Here is a 22,309-nt window from a genome sequence, read left to right on the forward strand (position 1 = left end):
ACTTCCTTTCCCAAGAAGTGGGCTCTCGTTTTATTTGGAGACTTTGTATCGTTACCGTACAGATTCGCAAATGCGTTCTGTCGCGTCGGGGCGAGCTGTGCCGAAACGGCACGTCAGACGCTTCACGCCCCGGCGTTGTAGGCGGCGATTGCCGCCAGGTTGACGATGTCGGAGTCCTTGGCCGACATCGAGGCGATCTGCACCGACTTGTCGAAGCCGACGAGCAGCGGGCCGATGACCGTCGAGCCGCCCAGTTCCTGCAGCATCTTGGTGGAGATCGAGGCCGAGTGGAAGGCAGGCATCACCAGCACATTGGCGGTGCCGGAAAGCCGGCAGAACGGATATTGCTCGAGCACCCGATGATTGAGCGCGACGTCGGCGGCCATTTCGCCGTCATATTCGAAATCGACACGGCGGCGGTCGAGGATCTTCACCGCCTCGCGCACCCGCTCGGAGCGCTCGCCGGACGGATGGCCGAAGGTCGAGTAGGCAAGCATGGCGACGCGCGGCACGTAGCCGAGCCGCTTGGCGAGCCCGGCGGCTTCCTCGGCGATATCGGCCAGTTCCTCGGCCGACGGCATGTCGTGCACCGCGGTGTCGGCGACGAGCACGGTGCGGCCGCGGCAGAGCGCGATAGACACGCCGATCACCCGGTGGCCGGGCTTTGCGTCGATGCAACGGCGGACATCCTCGAGCGCCGTCGAATAATTGCGCGTCAGACCGGTGACCATGCCGTCGGCATCGCCGAGCGCGACCATTGAGGCGGCGAAGTGGTTGCGGTCGTTGTTGATCAGCCGCTGCACGTCGCGGAAGAGATAGCCCTTGCGCTGCAGCCGGGCATAGAGGAAGTCGGTATAGGCACTGACGCGTTTCGACAGACGCGCATTGACGATCTGGATGCCGGGCCGGTCGAGGTCGATGCCCTCCCGCTCGGCGGTTTCGCGCATCTGTTCCTCGCGCCCGAGCAGGATCGCCGTGCCGAGCTGCTGGTTCGCATAGGCAATCGCCGAGCGCATCATCTGCACTTCCTCGCCCTCGGCGAAGACGATGCGCTTCGGCTGGCGGCGGACGCGCTCGAAGATGCGCTGCAGCGTCGAGGCGATCGGATCGCGCCGCGCCGAAAGCTGCTGCCCATAGGCATTGAGATTGGCGATCGGCTTGCGCGCCACGCCGGTCTCCATAGCAGCTTTGGCGACGGCCATCGGGATCGCCGAGATCAGCCGCGGATCGAACGGCACCGGAATGATGTATTGCGGCCCGAAGCGCGGCCGGTTGCCCTGGTAGGCGGCGGCGACGTCATCCGGCACGTCTTCCTTGGCGAGGCTGGCCAGCGCTTCCGCCGCGGCGATCTTCATCGCGTCGTTGATCGTCGAGGCGCGCACGTCGAGCGCGCCGCGGAAGATGTAGGGGAAGCCGAGGACATTGTTGACCTGGTTCGGATAGTCGGAGCGGCCGGTCGCGACGATCGCATCGTCACGGATCTGGGCGACCTCTTCGGGGGTGATTTCCGGATCCGGGTTGGCCATGGCGAAGATGACCGGCCTTGCCGCCATCGAGCGCACCATTTCGGGCGAGAGCGCGCCCTTTGCCGAAAGGCCAAAGAACACGTCGGAACCTTCGACCGCCTCGGCCAGCGTCCGGCGGTCGGTCTTGACGGCATGCGCCGACTTCCACTGGTTCATGCCCTCGGTGCGGCCCTGGTAGATCACCCCCTTGGTGTCGCAGAGGATGATGTTCTCCGGGTTGAAACCCATCGCCTTGATGAGCTCGATGCAGGCGATGGCGGCAGCACCCGCGCCGTTGCACACGAGCTTCGTCGTCTTGAAGTCGCGGCCGGTCAGCGCCAGCGCATTGACGAGGCCAGCGGCGGCGATGATCGCGGTGCCGTGTTGGTCGTCATGGAACACCGGAATGTCCATGACCTCGCGCAGCCGCTGCTCGATGATGAAGCAGTCCGGGGCCTTGATGTCCTCGAGATTGATGCCGCCGAAGGAGGGGCCGAGGAAGCGCACACAGTTGATGAATTCGTCGACATTCTCGGTGTCGACTTCGAGATCGATCGAATCGACGTCGGCAAAGCGCTTGAAAAGCACGGCCTTGCCCTCCATCACCGGTTTCGAGGCAAGCGCCCCGAGATTGCCGAGGCCGAGGATCGCCGTTCCGTTCGAAATCACCGCCACCATGTTGCCGCGCGCCGTGTAGTCGTAGGCCGTCGCCGGATCCTCGGCGATCGCCTTGACCGGCACGGCGACGCCCGGCGAATAGGCGAGCGACAGGTCGCGCTGCGTCGCCATCGGCTTGGTCGGCGAGATCTCCAGCTTTCCGGGACGACCCTGGGAATGGAAGTCGAGTGCTTCCTGTTCAGTGACGCTCGTCCTTGTGCGGTCGGACTTGTCGGTAGCCGGCATGTTTCCTCAACCTCCTGTGGGCGACCCTTTCGATCAGCCTCTTTGTTGTTGTCGTCTATAAATGCTTGCGGATAGTGTGACATCTCTTTTTTTGGAACAATCATGAATTTCGTGTCTGACGCATCGAGCCGCACGGGCGATGTTCTTTCCGTGTCCGATCTGGCCAGCGAGGAGAGCCGCTCCACCGCCACGCCGATGATGGAGCAGTTCATCGAGATCAAGGCGAACAATCCGGATTCGCTCCTGTTCTACCGCATGGGCGATTTCTACGAGCTGTTCTTCCAGGATGCGGTGGAGGCCTCCCGCGCGCTCGGCATTACACTCACGAAACGCGGCCAGCATCTCGGCCAGGATATCCCGATGTGCGGGGTGCCGGTGCATGCCGCCGACGACTATCTGCAGAAGCTGATCGCGCTCGGCTTCCGGGTCGCGGTCTGCGAGCAGGTGGAGGATCCGGCCGAGGCCAGGAAGCGCGGCAGCAAATCCGTCGTGCGCCGCGACGTCGTGCGTCTGGTGACGCCGGGCACGATCACCGAGGACAAGCTGCTCTCACCCTCGGAAACCAACTATCTGATGGCGCTCGCCCGCATCCGGAGCGGCTCGGAGCCCGCCTATGCGCTCGCCTGGATCGATATTTCGACCGGCATCTTCCGCCTCGCAGAGACGGCCGAGAGCCGCCTGCTCGCCGACATCCTGCGCGTCGAGCCGCGCGAGCTGATCCTGCCGGACACCGTCTTTCACGATCCGGAGTTGCGCCCGGTCTTCGACGTGCTCGGCCGGGTGGCGGTGCCGCAGCCCGCGGTCCTGTTCGACAGCGCGACGGCCGAGGGGCGGATTGCCCGCTACTACGACGTCAAGACCCTCGACGGTTTCGGCACCTTCTCGCGCGCCGAGCTTGCCGCCGCTTCCGCGGCGATCTCCTATGTCGAGAAGACCCAGATCCAGGAGCGTCCGGCACTCGGTATCCCCGAGAGGGAGAGCGCCGCCTCGACCCTCTTCATCGACCCGGCAACCCGCGCCAATCTCGAACTCGTCAAGACGCTCTCCGGCGCCCGTGAAGGAACTCTGCTGAGGGCCCTCGACCGGACCGTCACCAGCGGCGGCGCGCGTCTGCTCGCCGAACGGCTGATGTCGCCGCTGACCGACCCGGATCGGATCAATCAACGGCTCGATTCGATCGAGGTGCTGCTCGACCAGCCAAGTTTCGCCATGGATGTCCGTGACACCTTGCGGCGCGCGCCGGACATGCCACGGGCGCTGTCCAGGCTCGCGCTCGGCCGCGGCGGGCCGCGCGACCTCGGCGCCATTCAGGCGGGGCTTCGGGCTGCGACCGTGACCGCGACGCTGCTTTCCGGTGCCCGGCTTTCGGAGGAGCTGACCGAGGCGCATGCCGCGATCGTCGCCCTGCCGGCATCCTTGCTGGCGCGTCTCGATTCGATGCTTGCCGAGGACCTGCCGCTTCTGAAGCGCGACGGCGGCTTCCTGCGCGAAGGGGCAAGCGGCGAGCTCGACGAGATGCGGGCGCTGCGCGACCAGTCGCGTCGCGTCATCGCCGGCTTGCAGCTCCAATATTGCGAAGAGACGGGCATCAAGTCGCTGAAGATCAAGCACAACAATGTGCTCGGCTACTTCATCGAGGTCACCGCCGGCAATGCCGGGGCGATGACCGACACGGACGCCGGGCGCGCCCGTTTCATCCATCGCCAGACCATGGCGAGCGCCATGCGCTTCACCACGACGGAACTTGCCGAGCTCGAAACGAAGATCGCCAATGCCGCCGACCGGGCGCTGGCGATCGAGCTCGAGGCCTTCGAGGCGATGGCGCGCGAGGTGGTCGCTGATGCCGAGGCGATCAAGGCGGCGGCGCTGGCGCTCGCAGCGCTCGACGTCTCGGCGGCGCTTGCCGTCCTCGCCGAGGAGCAGAACCATGCGCGGCCCGTCGTCGATCACTCGCGGATGTTCTTGATCGACGGTGGACGTCACCCGGTCGTCGAGCAGGCGTTGAGGCGCCAGGCGGCCAATCCATTCGTCGCCAATGGCTGCGACCTGTCCCCTTCCGACGGGCCGGAGGCCGGTGCCATCTGGCTGCTCACCGGTCCCAATATGGGCGGCAAGTCGACCTTCCTGCGCCAGAATGCGCTGATCGCCATCATGGCGCAGATGGGCTCCTTCGTGCCCGCCAATGCCGCCCATGTCGGCATCGTCGACCGGCTCTTCTCGCGTGTCGGCGCCTCGGACGATCTCGCCCGCGGCCGCTCGACCTTTATGGTCGAGATGGTCGAGACGGCGGCGATCCTCAATCAGGCGACCGACCGATCGCTCGTCATCCTCGACGAGATCGGCCGCGGCACGGCGACCTTCGACGGCCTGTCGATCGCTTGGGCGGCGGTCGAGCACCTGCACGAGGTCAATCGCTGCCGCGGTCTCTTCGCCACCCATTTCCACGAATTGACGGTGCTCTCCGAAAAGCTCGGGCGCCTGTCGAACGCCACCATGCGGGTCAAGGAGTGGGACGGCGACGTGATCTTCCTGCACGAGGTCGGCCCGGGTGCGGCCGACCGTTCCTATGGCATCCAGGTCGCCCGACTTGCGGGTCTCCCCGCCTCGGTCGTCGCCCGGGCGAGGGACGTCCTTGCCAAGCTCGAAGATGCCGACCGCAAGAACCCGGCAAGCCAGTTGATCGACGACCTGCCGCTTTTCCAGGTGGCCGTCCGGCGGGAGGAAGTGGCAAGGGCTTCCGGCCCCTCCAAGGTCGAAGAGGCGCTGAGGGCGATCAATCCTGACGACATGACGCCGCGCGAGGCGCTGGATGCGCTCTACACCTTGAAAAAGGACCTCGCCGGCCGCTGACTTCGGCGGCGCGCCGTCGTTTTGCAGCGCACCGATTTTTCCTGTCAATCGACCGGCAAAACGGCTATACAGCGCCGCGTGCCTTTTCATCAGGGCATGCGGTAGTGCTTGAAATGCTGCATGAATCCGGCCCTACAGCGCCGCCCGTCTACCAGACGCGCAACGGTCGCTGTAGCACATTGAATGCTGCATGTTTCATCCTTAAATCGGCTAGGATTTAAGGAAGCATGCAGTAGACAGAAGCCGATCCGAGTGACATGCAGGATCGCTTGCACTGGCAGCGAACCATACGATCAGTCGGACAGGACGCCTCCCGGCACTATATGGCCAGACACAAAACTTCCTTTCCCGAAATCCTCGACGTCGCCGCGCTTCGGGCGAAGTGCGGCTTCATCGCCTCGGCCCATGCCGAGCAGCGCGAACCGATGCGCCGCGCGCTTCTCGCCGGCTTCAAGGAGGCGAACAATGCCGGGCGCGCCAAGGCGCGCGAACTGCTTGCCGCCGACGGTGCCGGCATCAAATGTGCCGAGCGCATCTCCTGGCTGCAGGATCAACTCATCACGGTGCTGCATGATTTCGTGCTGAACGAGGTGTTCGACGCGGCCCATGCGCCGCCGGCAGCCCGGCTCGCCGTGACCGCAGTCGGCGGCTACGGCCGCGGCACGCTGGCGCCGGGCTCGGACATCGATCTGCTGTTCCTGCTGCCGCCCAAGAAGGCGGTCTGGTCGGAACCTGCCATCGAATTCATGCTCTATGTCCTGTGGGACCTCGGCTTCAAGGTCGGCCATGCGACCAGGACCATCGACGAGTGCATCCGGCTGTCGCGTGCCGACATGACGATCCGCACGGCTATCCTCGAATGCCGCTACATTTGCGGCTCCGAGGCGCTGGCCGGCGAACTGGAACAGCGTTTCGATCACGAGATCGTCCGCAACACCGGCCCCGAGTTCATCGCTGCGAAGCTTGCCGAACGCGACGGCCGCCACCGCAAGGCGGGCGACACCCGCTACCTCGTCGAGCCGAACGTCAAGGAAGGCAAGGGCGGCCTGCGCGATCTGCACACGCTGTTCTGGATCGCCAAGTATTTCTACCGGGTCAAGGATCCGGCCGACCTCGTCAAGCTCGCCGTGCTGTCGCGGCAGGAATACAAGCTGTTCGAGAAATCGGACGATTTCCTCTGGGCGGTGCGCTGCCACATGCATTTCCTGACCGGAAAGGCGGAGGAGCGGCTGTCCTTCGACATCCAGCGCGAGATTGCCGAAGCGCTCGGCTACCACGACCATCCGGGCCTCTCGGCGGTCGAACGCTTTATGAAGCATTACTTTCTCGTCGCGAAGGACGTCGGCGATCTCACCCGCATCTTCTGTGCGGCGCTCGAAGACCAGCAGGCGAAGGACACGCCGGGGATTTCGGGCGTCTTCAGCCGCTTCAGGCACCGCACGCGCAAGATCGCCGGCACTCTCGACTTCGTCGACGACGGCGGCCGCATCGCGCTCGCAAGCCCGGACGTCTTCAAGCGTGATCCGATCAACCTGCTGCGGCTGTTCCACATCGCCGATATCCACGGGCTGGAGTTTCATCCGAACGCGCTGAAGCAGGTGACGCGTTCGCTCGGCCTGATCACGCCGCATTTGCGTGAAAACGACGAGGCCAACCGGCTTTTCCTGTCGATCCTGACTTCGCGGCGCAATCCGGAACTGATCCTGAGACGGATGAACGAGTCGGGCGTGCTTGGCCGCTTCATTCCGGATTTCGGCAAGATCGTCTCGATGATGCAGTTCAACATGTATCACCACTACACCGTGGACGAGCATCTTCTGCGTACGGTCGACGTTCTGTCGCGGATTGATCGCGGCCTCGAGGAGGAGGCCCACCCGCTGACGGCGATGCTGATGCCCGGCATCGAGGACCGCTCGGCGCTCTATGTCGCGGTGCTGCTGCACGACATCGCCAAGGGTCGCCCCGAGGATCATTCGGTTGCCGGCGCCAAGGTGGCCCGCAAGCTCTGCCCGCGTCTCGGCCTGTCGCCCAAGCAGACGGAAACGGTGGTCTGGCTGGTCGAGGAGCATCTGACCATGTCGATGGTCGCGCAGACCCGCGACCTCAACGATCGCAAGACCATCCTCGATTTTGCCGAACGGGTGCAATCGCTCGATCGCCTGAAGATGCTGCTCATCCTGACCGTCTGCGACATCCGGGCCGTCGGGCCTGGCGTCTGGAACGGCTGGAAAGGCCAGTTGCTGCGCACGCTTTATTACGAGACGGAACTGCTTCTCTCCGGCGGCTTCTCGGAACTGTCGCGCAAGGAGCGGGCGAAGCACGCCGCCCTTATGCTGAGCGACGCGCTCAAGGACTGGCCGAAGAAGGAGCGGGACGCCTATGTCCGGCTGCACTACCAGCCCTATCTCCTCACCGTGGCGCTTGAGGACCAGGTGCGGCACGCCGAATTCATCCGCGACGCCGACCGCGCCGGCAAGACCCTGGCGACGATGGTGCGCACTCATCATTTCCACGCGATCACCGAAATCACCGTGCTTTCGCCGGACCATCCGCGCCTGCTGACGGTCATTGCCGGCGCCTGCGCAGCGGCGGGCGCCAACATCGTCGATGCGCAGATTCATACGACCTCGGACGGACGGGCGCTGGATACGATCCTCGTCAACCGCGAGTTCTCGGTCGACGAGGACGAGATGCGGCGGGCGGCGAGCATCGGCAAGCTGATCGAGGACGTGCTTTCCGGCCGCAAGCGCTTGCCGGAGGTGATCGCCAGCCGCACCCGGGCGAAGAAGCGCAGCAAGGCCTTCACCGTGACGCCGGAGGTGACGCTCAGCAACACGCTGTCGAACAAGTTCACGGTCATCGAGGTCGAAGGCCTCGACCGGACGGGCCTGCTTTCGGAGGTGACGGCCGTGCTTTCCGACCTGTCGCTCGACATCGCCTCGGCCCATATCACCACCTTCGGCGAGAAAGTGATCGACACCTTCTATGTCACCGATCTCGTCGGTGCGAAGATCACCAACGAAAACCGGCAGATCAACATTGCGGCGCGCCTGAAAGCGGTGTTGGCGGGCGAGGTCGATGAAGCGCGCGAGCGCATGCCCTCCGGCATCATCGCGCCGGCCCATCCGCCGCGGTCGTCACAATCATCCAAAACGACAAAAGTCGAAACATGAGCCTGGTCAAGAAATTTGCGACGGTCGGGGGCGCGACGCTCGGAAGCCGCGTCTTCGGCTTTGTGCGCGAGACCTTCATGGCGGCCGCACTCGGCACCGGACCCGTCGCCGACGCCTTCAACACGGCCTTTCGGCTGCCCAATACCTTCCGCCGGCTTTTCGCCGAGGGAGCGTTCAACGCCGCTTTCGTGCCGCTCTTTGCCAAGGAGATCGAGGCGCGTGGCATGGAGGGTGCCCGCCGCTTTTCCGAAGAAGTCTTCGGGGTGCTGTTCACCGTCCTTCTGTTCCTGACGATCGCCATGGAACTGGCGATGCCGTTCATCGTGCGCGAACTGATCGCCCCCGGTTTCGCCGACGATCCGGCGAAATTCGCCAGCACCGTCACCTTCGCAACGATCATGTTCCCCTATCTCGCCTGCATGTCGCTGGCGGCGATGATGGCGGGCATGCTCAATTCGCTGCATCGCTATTTCGCCGCGGCCATCGCGCCGGTGTTCCTGAACGTCATCCTGATCGGCGTGCTTGCCTATGCCTGGTATGACGGCCAGGACGCGGTAGCGGTCGGCTATGGTCTCTCCTGGGGCGTCATGGCGGCCGGCCTCGTGCAACTCGCCATCGTCTGGCTCGCCGTCCGCAACGCCGGGATCAAGATCGGTGTCCGCCGTCCGCGGTTGACTGCCAATGTCCGGCGCCTGCTCGTCCTGGCGCTGCCGGCGGCGATCACCGGCGGCATCACGCAGATCAACCTGTTGATCAACACCAACATCGCCTCGGCGCAGGAAGGGGCGGTCTCCTCGCTCGTCTATGCGGACCGCATCTACCAGCTTCCCCTCGGCGTCGTCGGCATCGCGGTTGCGACGGTGCTCTTGCCGGAACTGTCGCGCGCGCTTCGGGGAGGCAATCTCAACGAAGCCGCAAACCTGCAGAACCGTTCCGTCGAATTCACCCTGTTCCTGACCCTGCCGGCGGCGGCCGCGCTGCTCGTCATGTCGGAGCCGATCGTCCGGTTGCTCTTCGAGCGCGGCAAGTTCTCGCCCGAAGCGACCGTCGTCGTCGGGCATATCCTGGCGATCTACGGACTGGGCCTGCCGGCCTTCGTGCTGATCAAGGCCTTCATTCCGGGCTTCTTCGCGCGCGAGGATACCCGCACGCCGATGATCTTTGCCGCGATCTCCGTCGTGGTGAACGTGTCGCTGGCGTTGACGCTGTTTCCGTCGCTCGGGGCAAGCGGCATCGCCACCGCCGAGATCGTTGCGGGCTGGGTCAACACGCTGCTCCTTTTCGCGACCCTCCTCTGGCGCGGACATTGGGGCCGCGACATTCCGCTGCTGACCCGCATTCCCCGTCTCGTTATCGCCGCTGCGATCATGGCGGGTGCGCTCCATTACGCCATTCAGTGGCTGGCTTTCCCGCTTTCCTCGGCGGCGCCGCTCGCGCTCCGCGCCGCAACGGTCTGCGGCCTCGTGGCGGCCGCCATGGCGATCTATTTTGCCTTGGCATTCAGCCTCGGCGGCGCCAGCCTGGGGATGATCCGGCGCAGTTTGAAGCGCAAGTCCGCGCCGGCGACCGATCCGGCAGCGGGCGAGGGGCCGGATTTGCCGTGAAGCAGACGATCGCCCGGGTCGCCATTCTTGTGCCGGACTATGATGAGGGTCTTGCCTTCTATTGCGGCCGGTTGGGCTTCGAGCTGATCGAGAACACCGATCTCGGTGGTGGCAAGCGCTGGGTGCTGGTGCGGCCGAAGGGCGCGACCGAAACGGCGCTTCTGCTCGCCAAGGCTGAGGGCGAACGGCAGAACACGGCGATCGGCAACCAGGCCGGCGGACGCGTCGGCTTCTTTCTCTTCACGGACGATTTCGCGCGCGACCATGCGGCGATGCTTGCCACTGGCGTCGAATTTCTAGAGACGCCGCGCCATGAAGCCTATGGAACTGTAGCGGTCTTCACCGATCCGTTCGGCAATCGCTGGGACCTCCTGCAACCCGCCTACCGCTACTGCATGATTCCTTAAATCGGAATCGATTTAAGAAAGAGATCATGCAGCACTTCAAAATGCTACAGCGCCGCGCGTCTGATTAGACGCGCGGCGCTGTATGTGCCTCTTGATTGCATTTGGCCTGCCGTGCATAAGCGCGGCGGATAACAATTGGTGGGCCCTCCACAAGCCCGATGAGGACGACATGAACGAATTCAAGCCGCTCGTATTTTCCGGCGTTCAACCGACCGGCAATCTGCATCTCGGCAACTATCTCGGCGCGATCCGCAAGTTCGTGCCCTGCAGGAAAACAACGACTGCATCTACTGCGTCGTCGACCTCCACTCGATCACCGCGCAGCTCGTGCATGAGGACCTGCCCGGCCAGATCCGTTCGATCGCCGCGGCCTTCGTCGCCTCCGGCATCGACCCGGAGAAGCATATCGTCTTCAACCAGTCGGCGGTGCCGCAGCATGCGGAGCTGGCCTGGATCTTCAATTGCGTCGCCCGCATCGGCTGGATGAACCGGATGACGCAGTTCAAGGACAAGGCGGGCAAGGACCGCGAGAACGCCTCGCTCGGCCTGCTCGCCTATCCGAGCCTGATGGCAGCCGACATCCTCGTCTACCGCGCCACCCATGTTCCGGTCGGCGACGACCAGAAACAGCACCTCGAGCTCACCCGCGACATCGCCCAGAAGTTCAACATCGACTTCATGGAGCACATCCGGGCGCGCGGCTGTGGCGTCGACATCGTCGTCGGCGAAGAGCCGATCCATGCCTATTTTCCGCCGGTCGAACCGTTGATCGGCGGGCCGGCGCCGCGCGTCATGTCGCTGCGCGACGGCACCAAGAAGATGTCGAAATCCGATCCGTCCGACCTGTCGCGCATCAATCTGATGGACGACGCGGAGACGATCGCGAAGAAGATCCGCAAGGCGAAGACCGATCCCGATGCGCTGCCGAGCGAAGTCGAGGGGCTGAAGAGCCGTCCGGAGGCGGAAAATCTCGTCGGCATCTATGCCGCCCTTTCCGACCGGACCAAGGAAGAGGTGCTTGCCGAATTCGGCGGCCAGCAATTTTCGGTCTTCAAGCCCGCCCTCATCGATCTCGCCGTCGAGGTGCTGTCGCCGATCACCGGTGAAATGCGCCGCCTGATGGACGACACGGCGCATATCGACGCGATCCTCAGGAGCGGCGGAGAGCGGGCGCGGGCGCGGGCGGAAAGGACCATGCGCGAGGTTCGGGAGATCATCGGCTTTTTGCAGTAGTCCGCCGAAATGACATCTTGCGAGACGCGTGCGGCGATGTAATGTTCGCCGCATGGTTTCCACCCGACTCTCACGAATGGAAGGTCATCGCCGCAAGTTCATGGCGGTGATCGACGACACGCCCGAATGCGGCCGGGCCGTGCATTATGCAGGCATGCGCGCGAAGAACTCCAATGGCGGCCTCGTGCTTCTCTACGTGATCGCCGACGGCGACTTCCAGCAATGGCTGGGGGTGGAGGAGATCATGCGGGCGGAGGCGCGCGAAGAGGCCGAGGCGACGCTCGCCAAGGTCGCCCAGACGGTGCGCGAGCAGATCGGCATCGAACCTGAGATCGTCATTCGCGAAGGCATCGCCACGGATCAGATTTACGCACTGATCGAGGAGGACCGGGATATCGCCATCCTCGTGCTTGCCGCCGGATCGGCGAAAGAAGGCCCCGGCCCGCTGGTGTCTTCGATCGCGGGGAAGGCGGCGGCTTTTCCCATTCCCGTAACCGTCATTCCCGATCTTCTCACTGACGAGGAGATCGACGCGCTGAGCTGACGGTGCGGCAGAAAGCGCCCTTGCGGCGTCGAAGCGACGCCCTTATATATTTTTGAATTATTCTAAAGAGCCGGTTGAGAGGCGCTCCCGGCGCAACGGAGAGAATCATGTTCATCCAGACCGAAGCCACGCCGAATCCGGCCACTTTGAAGTTTCTGCCGGGCAAGGTGGTCATGGAGAACGGTACCGCCGAATTCCGAAGCGAAGAAGAGGCGCGCGCCGGTTCGCCGCTCGCGGCACGGCTCTTTTCGATTCCCGGCGTCACCGGCGTCTATTTCGGCTACGACTTCATCACGGTCAGCAAGGAAGGGCAGGAATGGCCGCACCTGAAGCCCGCCGTCCTTGGCTCGATCATGGAACATTTCATGTCCGGCCAGCCGATCATGTCGGGCGCTGGCCGAGCCGAAGAAACGGATCTGGAAGGCGAATTCTACGACGAGGGCGACGAGGCGATCGTCGCCACGATCAAGGAACTGCTCGAAACGCGGGTACGGCCGGCCGTCGCCCAGGATGGAGGTGACATCACCTTCCGGGGTTTCAAGGACGGCACCGTGTTCCTGAACATGAAGGGGGCTTGCGCCGGCTGCCCGTCGTCGACCGCGACGCTTCGGCACGGCGTGCAGAATCTGCTGCGCCATTTCGTGCCCGAGGTCGAGTCGGTCGAATCGGTCTGATTCGAGACGGCCGAGTAGGCATTGTGTGGAGCGGTCCCGCTTGCGGGCCGCTCTTCCTGCCTCGACAGGGATTACAGCGATTTCAGGCTGATCGCAGCCCCGCACGATTTCGGATGCCGATCGCAGGCGAAGCTGCCGGATTCCGAAAGTCGCGCCCGGCAGTGAGGAAGAAGCGTCTTCGCGGCGTGCCGCCGGCGAGGCAGCGCAGGGAGGTCATGGCGTCTCACAATGTTGGTTCTTGCCATCGATACATCGGGCAGCGGCTGTGCGGCCGCGGTCTATGACAGTGCGGCGGGCGAGGTGCTGGCGCACGCCGGCGCCGATATAGGTCGCGGTCATGCGGAGCGTCTGATGGATTTCGTCGATGAGGCGTTGCTCGCCTCCGACAGGCAGCTTGCGGACATCGACCGGATCGCCGTGACCATAGGGCCGGGGTCCTTCACCGGCATTCGTGTCGGCGTCGCGGCGGCGCGCGGCTTGGCGCTTGCCCTTGGCAAGCCGGCCCTCGGTATCACCACCCTTCAGGTCGTTGCCGAGAGCGCCAGGCAGAAGCAGCCGGGGCGGCCGGTGCTTGCGGCCATCGACGCGAAACGCGACGAGATCTATGTCCAGTCCTTTACCGCGCGCGGCGAGGCGGAAGGCGAACCCGAAATTCTGCCGGTTGCCGAGGCTCGCGACCGGTTTTCCGGCTTCGACGGCATCATCTGCGGCTCCGGCGCCCCTCTTGTCGCCGCGGCCGAGCCGGCCGGCAAGCCGGACGAGATCGACATCGCCGTCGTCGCTCGGCTGGGTGCTGCAGCCGATCCAGCCTCGGCCAAGCCGAAACCGCTTTATCTGCGAGGCCCCGACGCGAAGCCTCAATCCGGCTTTGCGGTGACGAGGGCAACAGCAGGATAGACCCGTGCAGTCAATCGAAACAGCGGGCCGGCACCCTGGAGAGGAGCGCGGCACTCGTCGAGCCGGATGCGTAGGACCGAAATGAGCTTCACCGACTATTTCACACGCCGCACTGAATTCGACATCTTCCCGCTGGAGGAGATTGACCTCCTCGCAGCGGCTGCTCTGCACAGCCAGCGTTTCGCGACGCCGTGGAGCGACGGCGAAATTCACGCGCTCCTGCTGCAGGAGGCGGTATTCGGCTTCGCCGCCCGCCAGACGAACGGCACGTTTCGCCCGGCATTCGGAGGCTTCGTGCTGTCGCGCGCCGCCGCGGGCGAGGCCGAGATCCTGACGATCGGCGTCGAATCGCGCTTTGCCCGCTCCGGGCTTGGCTGGCGGCTGATGCAGGCCGTGATGCGCGAGGCAATCGTCAAGGGCGCCGAGACGCTGTTCCTCGAAGTCGACGAGACGAACCTGGCGGCGATCGGTCTCTACGGCAAGCTTGGCTTCGCAAAGGTCGGCGAACGCAAGGCCTACTATCAGGGAACGACCGGCGCGCGCACCGCTGCGCTTGTCATGCGGCTCGATCTTCGCTAGTCCGATCCTACAGCGCCGCGCGCCTTATCAGGCGCGCAAAGGTCGCTGTAGCATTTTGAATTGCTGCATGTCTTTGTCGTTAAATCGAGGTCGATTTAACGACAAAGACATGCAGTAGTGGTCGGATCAGAAAGTCTTTCCGGATGATCAACTGGATACGGGTCGCGCTCTACGTCATCTTGCTCGCGATCGTCTCTCTGCTGTTGATGCCGGTCCAACTTGTTTGCCTGTGGCTGGATCTGAAGCCACGACGCCTGCTGCCGCGATTCTGGCATCGCATCGCCTGTCGCCTGCTCGGCCTTCGGGTGCGGGTCCATGGGCAATTGGATCGGCGGCGGCCGCTGCTCATCAGCGCCAATCACGTCTCCTGGAAGGACATTCTGGTCCTGTCGTCGGTTGCCGATGTCGTGTTCGTCGCCAAGTCGGAGGTCAAGGATTGGCCCGTCTTCGGTCTCCTTGCCCGGCTGCAGGCTTCCGTCTTCATCGAGCGCCAGGAGAAGCGCAAGACCGGAGACCAGGTGAGCGAGATCGGCCGGCGGCTCGCCGATAGCGAGGTCGTCGTCCTCTTTCCGGAGGGCACGACCTCGGATGGCAACCGCCTGCTCGAGGTCAAGACGTCGCTGTTCGGCGCAGCCGCCTCGGCGGTGCCGCAGTCGCCGACCGGCGTCGTGCATGTCCAGCCGGTGGCGATTTCCTATACGCGCATCCACGGCATGCCGATGGGCCGCTACTACCGGCCGATCGCTGCCTGGCCGGGCGACATTGGGCTGCTGCCGCATCTGGTGGGGGTTCTTCGCGAGGGCGCGCTCGATGTGGAGGTCGATTTCGGCGAGGCGGTGGATTACCACCACCGCTCCAACCGCAAGGAAGTCAGCCGCCTTGTCGAGCAGCGGATTCGCAGCATGTTGTCGGACCGGCTGAGAGGACGGGCTCCGATGCGTCAGAAGACCGCTGCCTGACCGTCGCAAGCCGGCCGCCGCCTTCGGTGCCGCCCGAAAATACTTCAACTTTGGGCCGCTTTGCACTAAAGAACCCGCATGACCCAGGAAACCGCTCTTCTGCCGAAATCGCCCGTGGCGGGCGACGAACACGTTCCGGCGCGCAAGGTCTTCGTCAAGACCTATGGCTGCCAGATGAATGTCTACGATTCCGATCGCATGTCCGACGCTCTGTCGCGGGACGGCTACGTTGCGACGGACGTGCTGGAAGATGCCGACTTCGTCCTGCTCAACACCTGTCATATCCGCGAGAAGGCCGCCGAAAAGGTCTATTCCGAACTCGGCCGCCTGCGTGAGCTGAAGAAGGCGAAGGCGAGCGAGGGTCGCGAAATGGTGATCGGCGTCGCCGGCTGCGTCGCCCAGGCCGAAGGCAACGAAATCCTCCGCCGCGCTCCGGCCGTTGATCTCGTCATCGGCCCGCAAACCTACCATCGGCTGCCCGAGGCGTTGAAGCGTGCAAGGAGCGGCGAACGCGTCGTCGAGACGGACTACGCCATCGAGGACAAGTTCGAGCATCTGCCGGCACCGGACAAGGCGAAGACCCGTTCGCGCGGGGTGACCGCCTTCCTCACCGTGCAGGAGGGATGCGATAAGTTCTGCACCTTCTGCGTGGTGCCCTACACCCGCGGCGCCGAGGTCTCGCGGCCAGTGGCGCAGATCGTCACCGAGGCGGAAAAGCTGGTCGAGGGCGGCGTGCGCGAAATCACGCTGCTCGGCCAGAACGTCAATGCCTGGCACGGAACGGGCCCGGACGGCCGCGACTGGGGCCTTGGAGATTTGTTGCGGCGTCTCGGCGAGATCGCTGGCCTGGCGCGCCTGCGCTACACCACCAGCCATCCGCGCGACATGGACGACAGCCTGATCGAGGCGCACCGATCGATGGCCAAGCTGATGCCCTATCTGCATCTGCCGGTCCAGTCCGGGTCCGATCGCATCCTGAAGGCGATGAACCGGCGCCATACGGCGGCCGAATATCTCGCCCTTGTCGCAAGGATCCGTGCCGTCCAACCCGATCTGGCGCTTTCCGGCGATTTCATCGTCGGCTTCCCCGGCGAGACGGAGAAGGATTTCGAGGAGACTATGCGTCTCGTCGAGGCGGTGGGTTATGCACAGGCATTCTCCTTCAAATATTCGACCCGTCCCGGCACGCCGGGCGCCGATCTAAAAGATCAGGTTCCCGAAGACGTGAAGGCCAAGCGACTGGAAAGATTGCAGAGTTTGCTCGTCAACCAGCAGCGTGACTTTGCCGCCGCCTGCGTCGGGCGGGAAATCGATCTGCTTCTGGAGAAGCCCGGCCGCATGCCCGGCCAGCTGGTCGGCCGCTCGCCCTGGCTGCAGCCCGTGAATGTTGATGCAAAACGATCGCAAATCGGTGACATTATCAAGGTACGAATCACCAAGGCCGGCTCGAACAGCCTGTTTGCCGAGATGATCGAATAAGGCGAAGGCACGAGACGCGTTCTCGGGAGCTTTTGCGCAGTTAAGATGTTAGAACGTTCCCTGCGCGTCATTTTACGCGCTGCGTTGTAGATCGAGAGCGAGGAGCCTGAACCGCTTGAACGGACACGAAATGATTTCATCCTCATCGCGCCATTCGAAGACGACCGCGACAGACGCCAATCACTTCGTGCTCACATTCGAGAACAACCGGTTCGCCAGCGAACTCTTCGGCCAGTTCGACCAGAATTTGAAATTGCTCGAGGAGCGGCTGCGCGTCGACGCCAGGCCGCGCGGCAATTCCGTGGCGATTTCCGGCGATGTCGTGGCGACCAACCAGGCACGGCGTGCGCTCGACTATCTCTATGGAAGGCTGCAAAGTGGGGCCTCGATCGATACCTCCGACGTCGAAGGGGCGATCCGCATGGCGGTCGCCGCCGACGACCAGCTGCAGTTGCCGACCATGGAGCGCAAAGCCAAGTTGACGATGGCGCAGATTTCGACGCGCAAGAAGACAATCGCTGCGCGCACGCCGATGCAGGATGCCTATATCCGTGCCATGGAGCGGGCCGAGCTGGTCTTCGGCGTCGGGCCGGCCGGCACCGGCAAGACCTACCTCGCCGTCGCCCACGCCGCTCAGCTTCTGGAACGCGGCGCGGTCGACCGGATCATCCTGTCGCGGCCGGCGGTCGAGGCAGGCGAGCGGCTCGGCTTCCTGCCCGGCGACATGAAGGAAAAGGTCGATCCCTATCTCAGGCCTCTCTACGATGCGCTCTACGACATGATGCCGGGCGACAAGGTGGAGCGGGCGATTTCGGCCGGTGTCATCGAGATCGCGCCGCTGGCCTTCATGCGCGGTCGCACCCTCGCCAATGCCGCCGTCATTCTCGACGAGGCGCAGAACACCACATCGATGCAGATGAAGATGTTCCTGACCCGCCTCGGCGAAAACGGCCGGATGATCGTCACCGGCGACCCGAGCCAGGTCGACCTGCCGCGCGGCGTGAAATCCGGCCTCGTCGAAGCGCTGCAAATCCTGAAGGGCGTGGAGGGCGTGTCGGTCATCCGCTTCAAGGATGTCGATGTGGTACGCCATCCCATGGTAGCGCGGATCGTCAGGGCCTATGAAAGCCATACGGCCGTCCACGATGAAAGCGAACAGAGCGATCGCTGAGGCGATCGCCAGCGGTCATGACGGCTTTGGACATTCAGATCAGCGTCGAGGAGGGGGACTGGCCGTCGGAGGACGAGCTGCGGGCCCTTTCCGCGCGTATTCTCGGCGCGGCTGCGGATTTTCTCGCCGCGGAGGAGAAGCAGCCGTTTCCGGATGAGCCGCCGGAACTGTCTCTGGTCTTTACCGACGATCAGTCGATGCGAGAGATCAATGCCGAATGGCGCAATCAGGACAAGCCGACCAATGTGCTGTCCTTTCCCGCCTTTCCGGTAACGCCCGGCAGGATGCCGGGGCCGATGCTCGGCGACATCATCGTCGCCTATGAGACGCTTAAGCGCGAAGCGGCTGAAATGGAGAAGCCTTTCGAGGAGCATCTGACGCATCTTCTCGTCCATGGATTCCTCCATCTTTTCGGCTATGATCATATCGAAGACGACGAAGCGGAAAGAATGGAGGGGTTGGAGACTCGCATTTTGGCGCGTCTTGGCCTATCTGATCCCTACGGGGACCAGCCCCGGATTGACAGTTTGGAACAATGAGCGACTTCAAGACACAGCCGGCAACGGTTGCCAGCGAGGAGGCCGATGCCTCCGGCGACGCCGACGCGGGCAGTAGTAGTACCGCCGCCCGACCTGAGGGCAACAAACCCATCTCATCCTTCTGGAGCCGTGCGGCCCGCCTGTGGCGCGGTGCGGGTGCGTCGAGCCTGCGCGAGGATCTCGCCGACGCGCTGATGACGGATGCCGACAGCAACACCGCCTTTTCGCCCGAGGAGCGGGCGATGCTCAACAACATCCTCCGCTTCCGAGAAATCCGCGTCGAGGATGTGATGGTGCCGCGTGCCGACATCGAGGCGGTGGATCAAAGCATCACGCTCGGAGAGCTCATGGTTCTCTTCGAGGAATCCGGACGCTCCCGCATGCCGGTCTACAATGAGGGCCTCGACGACCCGCGCGGCATGGTCCATATCCGCGACCTGCTTGCCTATGTGACCCGGCAGGCCCGCAACCGCCGCCGCAACGGCAAGGCGCCGCACGCCGTCGGCGCCGACAAGGCGGAGAGGTCACCGCGCCAGCCGAAGCCGGTCTTCGATCTGTCGCGCGTCGATTTGAACAAGACGGTCGAGGAGGCGGGTATCATTCGCCAGGTCCTCTTCGTTCCCCCTTCGATGCTGGCCTCCGATCTCATGCAGCGGATGCAGGCCGCCCGCATCCAGATGGCGCTGGTCATCGACGAGTATGGCGGCACGGACGGCCTTGTCTCGCTCGAGGACATTGTCGAGATGGTTGTCGGCGACATCGAGGACGAGCATGACGACGACGAGGTGATGTTCGCCCGCACGTCGGACGACGTATTCGTGGCGGACGCGCGCGTCGAGCTCGAGGAGATCGCCGAGGCGATCGGTCCGGATTTCGATGTGCGTGAACAGCTCGAGGATGTCGACACGCTCGGCGGCCTGGTCTTCGCGTCGCTCGGCCGCATTCCGGTTCGCGGCGAGGTGGTGCAGGCCATTCCCGGTTTCGAGTTCCAGATCCTCGACGCCGATCCGCGTCGCGTGAAGCGCGTCCGCATCATGCGCAAGCGGCCGCCGGCGCGCCGGCGGGTGGTCAAGCCCGAAAAGGAGACCTTGCCCGATGCGCTGCCGGCGAATGGTGGCGCTCAGGCGAACGTCCCGCCTCCGACCTCGGCAGAGTGATCGCGGCTTCGCCGCGCACATCCGCTCAGGGATTGACGCTTTCGTTGGTCGGCTTGACCGTCTGCGGCGCTCCCTGTGGATGACGGTCGATCTCGCTGCGCAGCGAGATGAGGTCGATGAAGTGGTCTGCCTGGCGGCGCAGCTCGTCGGCGATCATCGGTGGCTGGGTCGAAAGCGTCGACACGACGGTGACCTTCCGGCCGTTGCGCTGCAGCGCTGCCACGAGGGTGGTGAAATTGCCGTCGCCGGAGAAGAGGACGTAGTGGTCGACGACCTGGCGCTGCTCCAGCGCATCGATCGCCAATTCGACATCCATGCTGCCCTTGATCTTGCGCCGGCCCAAGGCGTCCGTGAACTCCTTGGCAGGTTTGGTCACCACCGTGTAGCCATTGTAGTCGAGCCAGTCGATCAGCGGCCGGATCGAGGAAAATTCCAGGTCTTCGATAAGCGCAGTGTAATAATAGGCTCGCACCAGATAGGCGCGTTTCTGGAATGCGTTCAACAGCTTCCGGTAATCGATGTCGAAGCCCAGGCTCTTCGATGTCGCGTAGAGATTGGCGCCGTCGATGAAAAGCGCGATCTTTTCGCGAGAATCGAACATGGTGACCCCTTTTTTTCCGAGATTCTGTTTTGGATCGCCTGCACTGAACGCGTCGCTTGGGTGTAGTGCCGCGTCCAAATTAGCGGCATCCTACCGGCAATGGAACAACCTGCAGTGGCCAATGCTGAGAATACGGCAACTGTGGTTAATCCACCTCGATCATATCTCAACCGCTCGGAGAGGTCATCCTGATCATTGCGCTCCCTTCATGTTGCCACGATCGAAGGGCAATCGATCCTGATATCGCGACAGGGCAAGCGACTGATTGCAGCTTGCCTCTTTTGAAAGAAGGGAGCAGCTGCGGCCAGGGGACAAGCAGGCGGTTTTTTGGAAAACTGCCGGCAATGATTCGATAAATCTTACGTGCCGGGCCACTATCCGGCCGGCGCGACTTGGAGGCTGCATGGAAAGACTGGCAGGCAAGATCATTTTGCTCTCTGGAGCGTCTCGCGCATTCGTCGGCTTCCTCGCCGGTCTTTTGGCGATGTTCGCCCAGCCGCCTTTCGGCATCTTCGCCGCGGCCTTCATCTCCTTCCCGATGCTCGTCTGGCTGATCGACGGGGTCGCGACCCATCCGGACGAGGGTGTCGCTCGGCGGCTCCTGCCGGCTGCCTCGATCGGCTGGAGTTTCGGCTTCGGTTATTTCCTCGGCGGCCTCTGGTGGCTCGGCAACGCCTTCCTGGTCGAAGCGGATCTCTTCGCCTGGGCCCTGCCGCTGGCCGTCGTTGGCCTTCCCGCCGTCCTCGCCTTGTTCTATGCCCTGGCAGTGCTCATTGCCCGCTGCCTCTGGTCCGACGGCGTCGGTCGCATCGCTGCTCTCGCCGTCGGCTTCGGTGTCGCCGAATGGCTGCGCAGCTTTCTCTTCACCGGCTTTCCCTGGAACGCGATCGGCTATGCGGCCATGCCGATGCCGCTGATGATGCAGTCGGCGAGCGTCTTGAATGTGGCGACGATCAACATGCTGGCGGTCTTCGTGTTCGCCGCTCCGGCCCTGATCGGCACGGGCAAGGGCGCCCGGGTCGGCCTTGCCGTCGCCGCCGCGCTCTTCGCCGCGCATATCGGCTACGGCTATTACCGCCTGTCCCTGCCGGCGCCGCAACCGTCGACGCCGGAGCGCACCGTTCGCCTCGTCCAGCCAGTGATCGACCAGGCGAAGAAGATGGATGATCGTGAGCGCGCCGTTATCTTCGAAGAGCATCTGGCCCTCACGGCCGCACCGCCGCCGGTGGGCGGCAAGCGACCGGACATCGTCGTCTGGCCGGAAACCTCGATCCCATTCATCCTGACGGACAATCCCGATGCTTTGACCCGGATCGCCGCCGTTCTGCAGCAAGGGCAGATCCTCGTTGCCGGCGCCGTGCGCGCCGAGGATGCGGGGGCGGGCCTGCCGCCGCGCTACTACAATTCGATTTACGTCATCGACGATCGCGGCCAGATCGTCGGCGCGGCGGACAAGGTCCATCTCGTTCCGTTCGGCGAGTATCTGCCCTTCGAGGACGTACTCAACTCGTGGGGGTTGGATTCGCTCGTCGTCGCGATGCCCGGCGGCTTTTCGGCGGCGTCGAACCGTTCGGTCCTGACCCTGCCCGGCGGCAGGACATTCTATCCGCTGATCTGTTACGAAGCGATTTTCGCCGACGAGATCGACGGCAATGCGCGCCTGTCCGACGCGCTTTTGAACGTCACCAATGACGCCTGGTTCGGCGACACGCCAGGGCCGCGCCAGCATTTTCATCAGGCACAACTGCGCACCATCGAAACCGGCATGCCGATGATTCGAGCCGCCAATACCGGTATATCAGCAATTGTTGATGCACGTGGCGTTTTAGTGGTAGGATTGGGATACAATTACAAGGGAGTGACGGACGCAATTCTGCCGGGCAAAATGCCCACCATGACCGACAGTATGCTGCGTGGCAGAATCTTCTGGTTCACGGCGGTTTTTCTATTGTTGGTTGCGGGAATCTCGCGCAAGGGTTTAAATTTTCGAACGAATTGACCTAAAACCCCTAAAATTGCATAGTGGTTCTTGTC

General features: G+C 63.7%; 16 protein-coding genes and 1 pseudogene. 15 read left to right on the forward strand and 2 right to left on the reverse strand.

Going from position 1 to position 22,309, the window contains the following annotated elements:
• Positions 1-122 precede the first annotated feature (122 nt).
• Positions 123-2,408, reverse strand: a complete 2,286-nt coding sequence (locus N181_RS00120) for an NADP-dependent malic enzyme (RefSeq protein ID WP_060563185.1) — start codon at positions 2,406-2,408, stop codon at positions 123-125.
• Between the two features lie 102 nt (positions 2,409-2,510).
• Between N181_RS00120 and mutS the strand changes: the two genes are divergently transcribed.
• The 14 genes and pseudogenes from mutS to N181_RS00190 all read left to right on the forward strand — a co-directional run bounded on the left by mutS (position 2,511) and on the right by N181_RS00190 (position 19,674).
• Complete coding sequence (mutS, locus tag N181_RS00125) at positions 2,511-5,258, forward strand: DNA mismatch repair protein MutS (RefSeq protein ID WP_037431434.1); 2,748 nt, start codon at positions 2,511-2,513, stop codon at positions 5,256-5,258.
• A 323-nt stretch (positions 5,259-5,581) separates the two neighbouring features.
• Positions 5,582-8,431 carry a [protein-PII] uridylyltransferase gene (locus N181_RS00130; protein ID WP_037399630.1) on the forward strand — a complete coding sequence of 950 codons (2,850 nt, stop codon included), beginning with the start codon at positions 5,582-5,584 and terminating at the stop codon, positions 8,429-8,431.
• Positions 8,428-10,035: a murein biosynthesis integral membrane protein MurJ gene (gene murJ / locus N181_RS00135; RefSeq protein ID WP_014327063.1), complete on the forward strand. Its 1,608-nt coding sequence runs from the start codon at positions 8,428-8,430 to the stop codon at positions 10,033-10,035. The genes N181_RS00130 and murJ overlap by 4 nt, the downstream gene beginning before the upstream one ends.
• A complete protein-coding gene (locus tag N181_RS00140) occupies positions 10,032-10,442 on the forward strand; it encodes a VOC family protein (protein WP_014327064.1) in 411 nt (136 codons plus the stop codon). The genes murJ and N181_RS00140 overlap by 4 nt, the downstream gene beginning before the upstream one ends.
• Positions 10,443-10,611: 169 nt before the next feature.
• Positions 10,612-11,675 (forward strand): annotated as a pseudogene (gene trpS, locus N181_RS00145) (tryptophan--tRNA ligase).
• A 52-nt stretch (positions 11,676-11,727) separates the two neighbouring features.
• Positions 11,728-12,219 (forward strand): universal stress protein, encoded by a 492-nt coding sequence (locus N181_RS00150; protein ID WP_014327066.1) that lies wholly within the window; start codon positions 11,728-11,730, stop codon positions 12,217-12,219.
• Positions 12,220-12,326: 107 nt separating this feature from the next.
• Positions 12,327-12,893, forward strand: a complete 567-nt coding sequence (locus tag N181_RS00155; RefSeq protein ID WP_014327067.1) for a NifU family protein — start codon at positions 12,327-12,329, stop codon at positions 12,891-12,893.
• Positions 12,894-13,121: 228 nt separating this feature from the next.
• Positions 13,122-13,790, forward strand: a complete 669-nt coding sequence (gene tsaB / locus N181_RS00160; RefSeq protein ID WP_037399637.1) for a tRNA (adenosine(37)-N6)-threonylcarbamoyltransferase complex dimerization subunit type 1 TsaB — start codon at positions 13,122-13,124, stop codon at positions 13,788-13,790.
• Positions 13,791-13,871: 81 nt separating this feature from the next.
• On the forward strand, positions 13,872-14,369 hold the full coding sequence (locus tag N181_RS00165) for a GNAT family N-acetyltransferase (protein WP_014327070.1): 498 nt from the start codon (positions 13,872-13,874) through the stop codon (positions 14,367-14,369).
• Between the two features lie 143 nt (positions 14,370-14,512).
• Positions 14,513-15,328 (forward strand): lyso-ornithine lipid O-acyltransferase, encoded by an 816-nt coding sequence (gene olsA, locus N181_RS00170; RefSeq protein ID WP_037399640.1) that lies wholly within the window; start codon positions 14,513-14,515, stop codon positions 15,326-15,328.
• A gap of 78 nt (positions 15,329-15,406) precedes the next feature.
• Entirely contained in the window at positions 15,407-16,807 is a 1,401-nt protein-coding gene (miaB, locus tag N181_RS00175; protein WP_014327072.1) for a tRNA (N6-isopentenyl adenosine(37)-C2)-methylthiotransferase MiaB, read from the forward strand.
• Positions 16,808-16,922: 115 nt separating this feature from the next.
• Positions 16,923-17,978, forward strand: a complete 1,056-nt coding sequence (locus tag N181_RS00180; RefSeq protein ID WP_014327073.1) for a PhoH family protein — start codon at positions 16,923-16,925, stop codon at positions 17,976-17,978.
• A gap of 17 nt (positions 17,979-17,995) precedes the next feature.
• The gene (ybeY, locus tag N181_RS00185) at positions 17,996-18,517 is read left to right on the forward strand and encodes an rRNA maturation RNase YbeY (protein WP_014327074.1); all 522 of its coding nucleotides are present in this window, start codon (positions 17,996-17,998) and stop codon (positions 18,515-18,517) included.
• On the forward strand, positions 18,514-19,674 hold the full coding sequence (locus N181_RS00190) for a hemolysin family protein (RefSeq protein WP_037399659.1): 1,161 nt from the start codon (positions 18,514-18,516) through the stop codon (positions 19,672-19,674). Before ybeY ends, N181_RS00190 begins: the two co-directional genes overlap by 4 nt.
• 25 nt (positions 19,675-19,699) lie before the next feature.
• Here N181_RS00190 and N181_RS00195 read toward each other — a convergent pair whose 3' ends face one another.
• A complete protein-coding gene (locus N181_RS00195; RefSeq protein WP_037399661.1) occupies positions 19,700-20,275 on the reverse strand; it encodes a LabA-like NYN domain-containing protein in 576 nt (191 codons plus the stop codon).
• Positions 20,276-20,678: 403 nt separating this feature from the next.
• On the opposite strand from N181_RS00195, the gene lnt reads away from it, so the two are divergent.
• A complete protein-coding gene (gene lnt / locus N181_RS00200; protein WP_060563186.1) occupies positions 20,679-22,274 on the forward strand; it encodes an apolipoprotein N-acyltransferase in 1,596 nt (531 codons plus the stop codon).
• Positions 22,275-22,309: the final 35 nt, after the last annotated feature.

The organism is Sinorhizobium fredii USDA 205, assembly GCF_001461695.1.
Lineage (GTDB): Bacteria > Pseudomonadota > Alphaproteobacteria > Rhizobiales > Rhizobiaceae > Sinorhizobium > Sinorhizobium fredii.

Excerpts from the sequence above, each read along its gene's own strand:
- N181_RS00190 (WP_037399659.1), top strand. The coding sequence starts at position 18,514 with ATGAGCGACTTCAAGACACAGCCGGCAACGGTTGCCAGCGAGGAGGCC.
- miaB (WP_014327072.1), top strand. The coding sequence starts at position 15,407 with ATGACCCAGGAAACCGCTCTTCTGCCGAAATCGCCCGTGGCGGGCGAC.
- murJ (WP_014327063.1), top strand. The coding sequence starts at position 8,428 with ATGAGCCTGGTCAAGAAATTTGCGACGGTCGGGGGCGCGACGCTCGGA.
- tsaB (WP_037399637.1), top strand. The coding sequence starts at position 13,122 with ATGTTGGTTCTTGCCATCGATACATCGGGCAGCGGCTGTGCGGCCGCG.
- mutS (WP_037431434.1), top strand. The coding sequence starts at position 2,511 with ATGAATTTCGTGTCTGACGCATCGAGCCGCACGGGCGATGTTCTTTCC.
- N181_RS00120 (WP_060563185.1), bottom strand. The coding sequence starts at position 2,408 with ATGCCGGCTACCGACAAGTCCGACCGCACAAGGACGAGCGTCACTGAA.
- N181_RS00165 (WP_014327070.1), top strand. The coding sequence starts at position 13,872 with ATGAGCTTCACCGACTATTTCACACGCCGCACTGAATTCGACATCTTC.
- N181_RS00150 (WP_014327066.1), top strand. The coding sequence starts at position 11,728 with ATGGTTTCCACCCGACTCTCACGAATGGAAGGTCATCGCCGCAAGTTC.
- ybeY (WP_014327074.1), top strand. The coding sequence starts at position 17,996 with ATGACGGCTTTGGACATTCAGATCAGCGTCGAGGAGGGGGACTGGCCG.
- N181_RS00195 (WP_037399661.1), bottom strand. The coding sequence starts at position 20,275 with ATGTTCGATTCTCGCGAAAAGATCGCGCTTTTCATCGACGGCGCCAAT.
- olsA (WP_037399640.1), top strand. The coding sequence starts at position 14,513 with ATGATCAACTGGATACGGGTCGCGCTCTACGTCATCTTGCTCGCGATC.
- lnt (WP_060563186.1), top strand. The coding sequence starts at position 20,679 with ATGGAAAGACTGGCAGGCAAGATCATTTTGCTCTCTGGAGCGTCTCGC.
- N181_RS00155 (WP_014327067.1), top strand. The coding sequence starts at position 12,327 with ATGTTCATCCAGACCGAAGCCACGCCGAATCCGGCCACTTTGAAGTTT.
- N181_RS00130 (WP_037399630.1), top strand. The coding sequence starts at position 5,582 with ATGGCCAGACACAAAACTTCCTTTCCCGAAATCCTCGACGTCGCCGCG.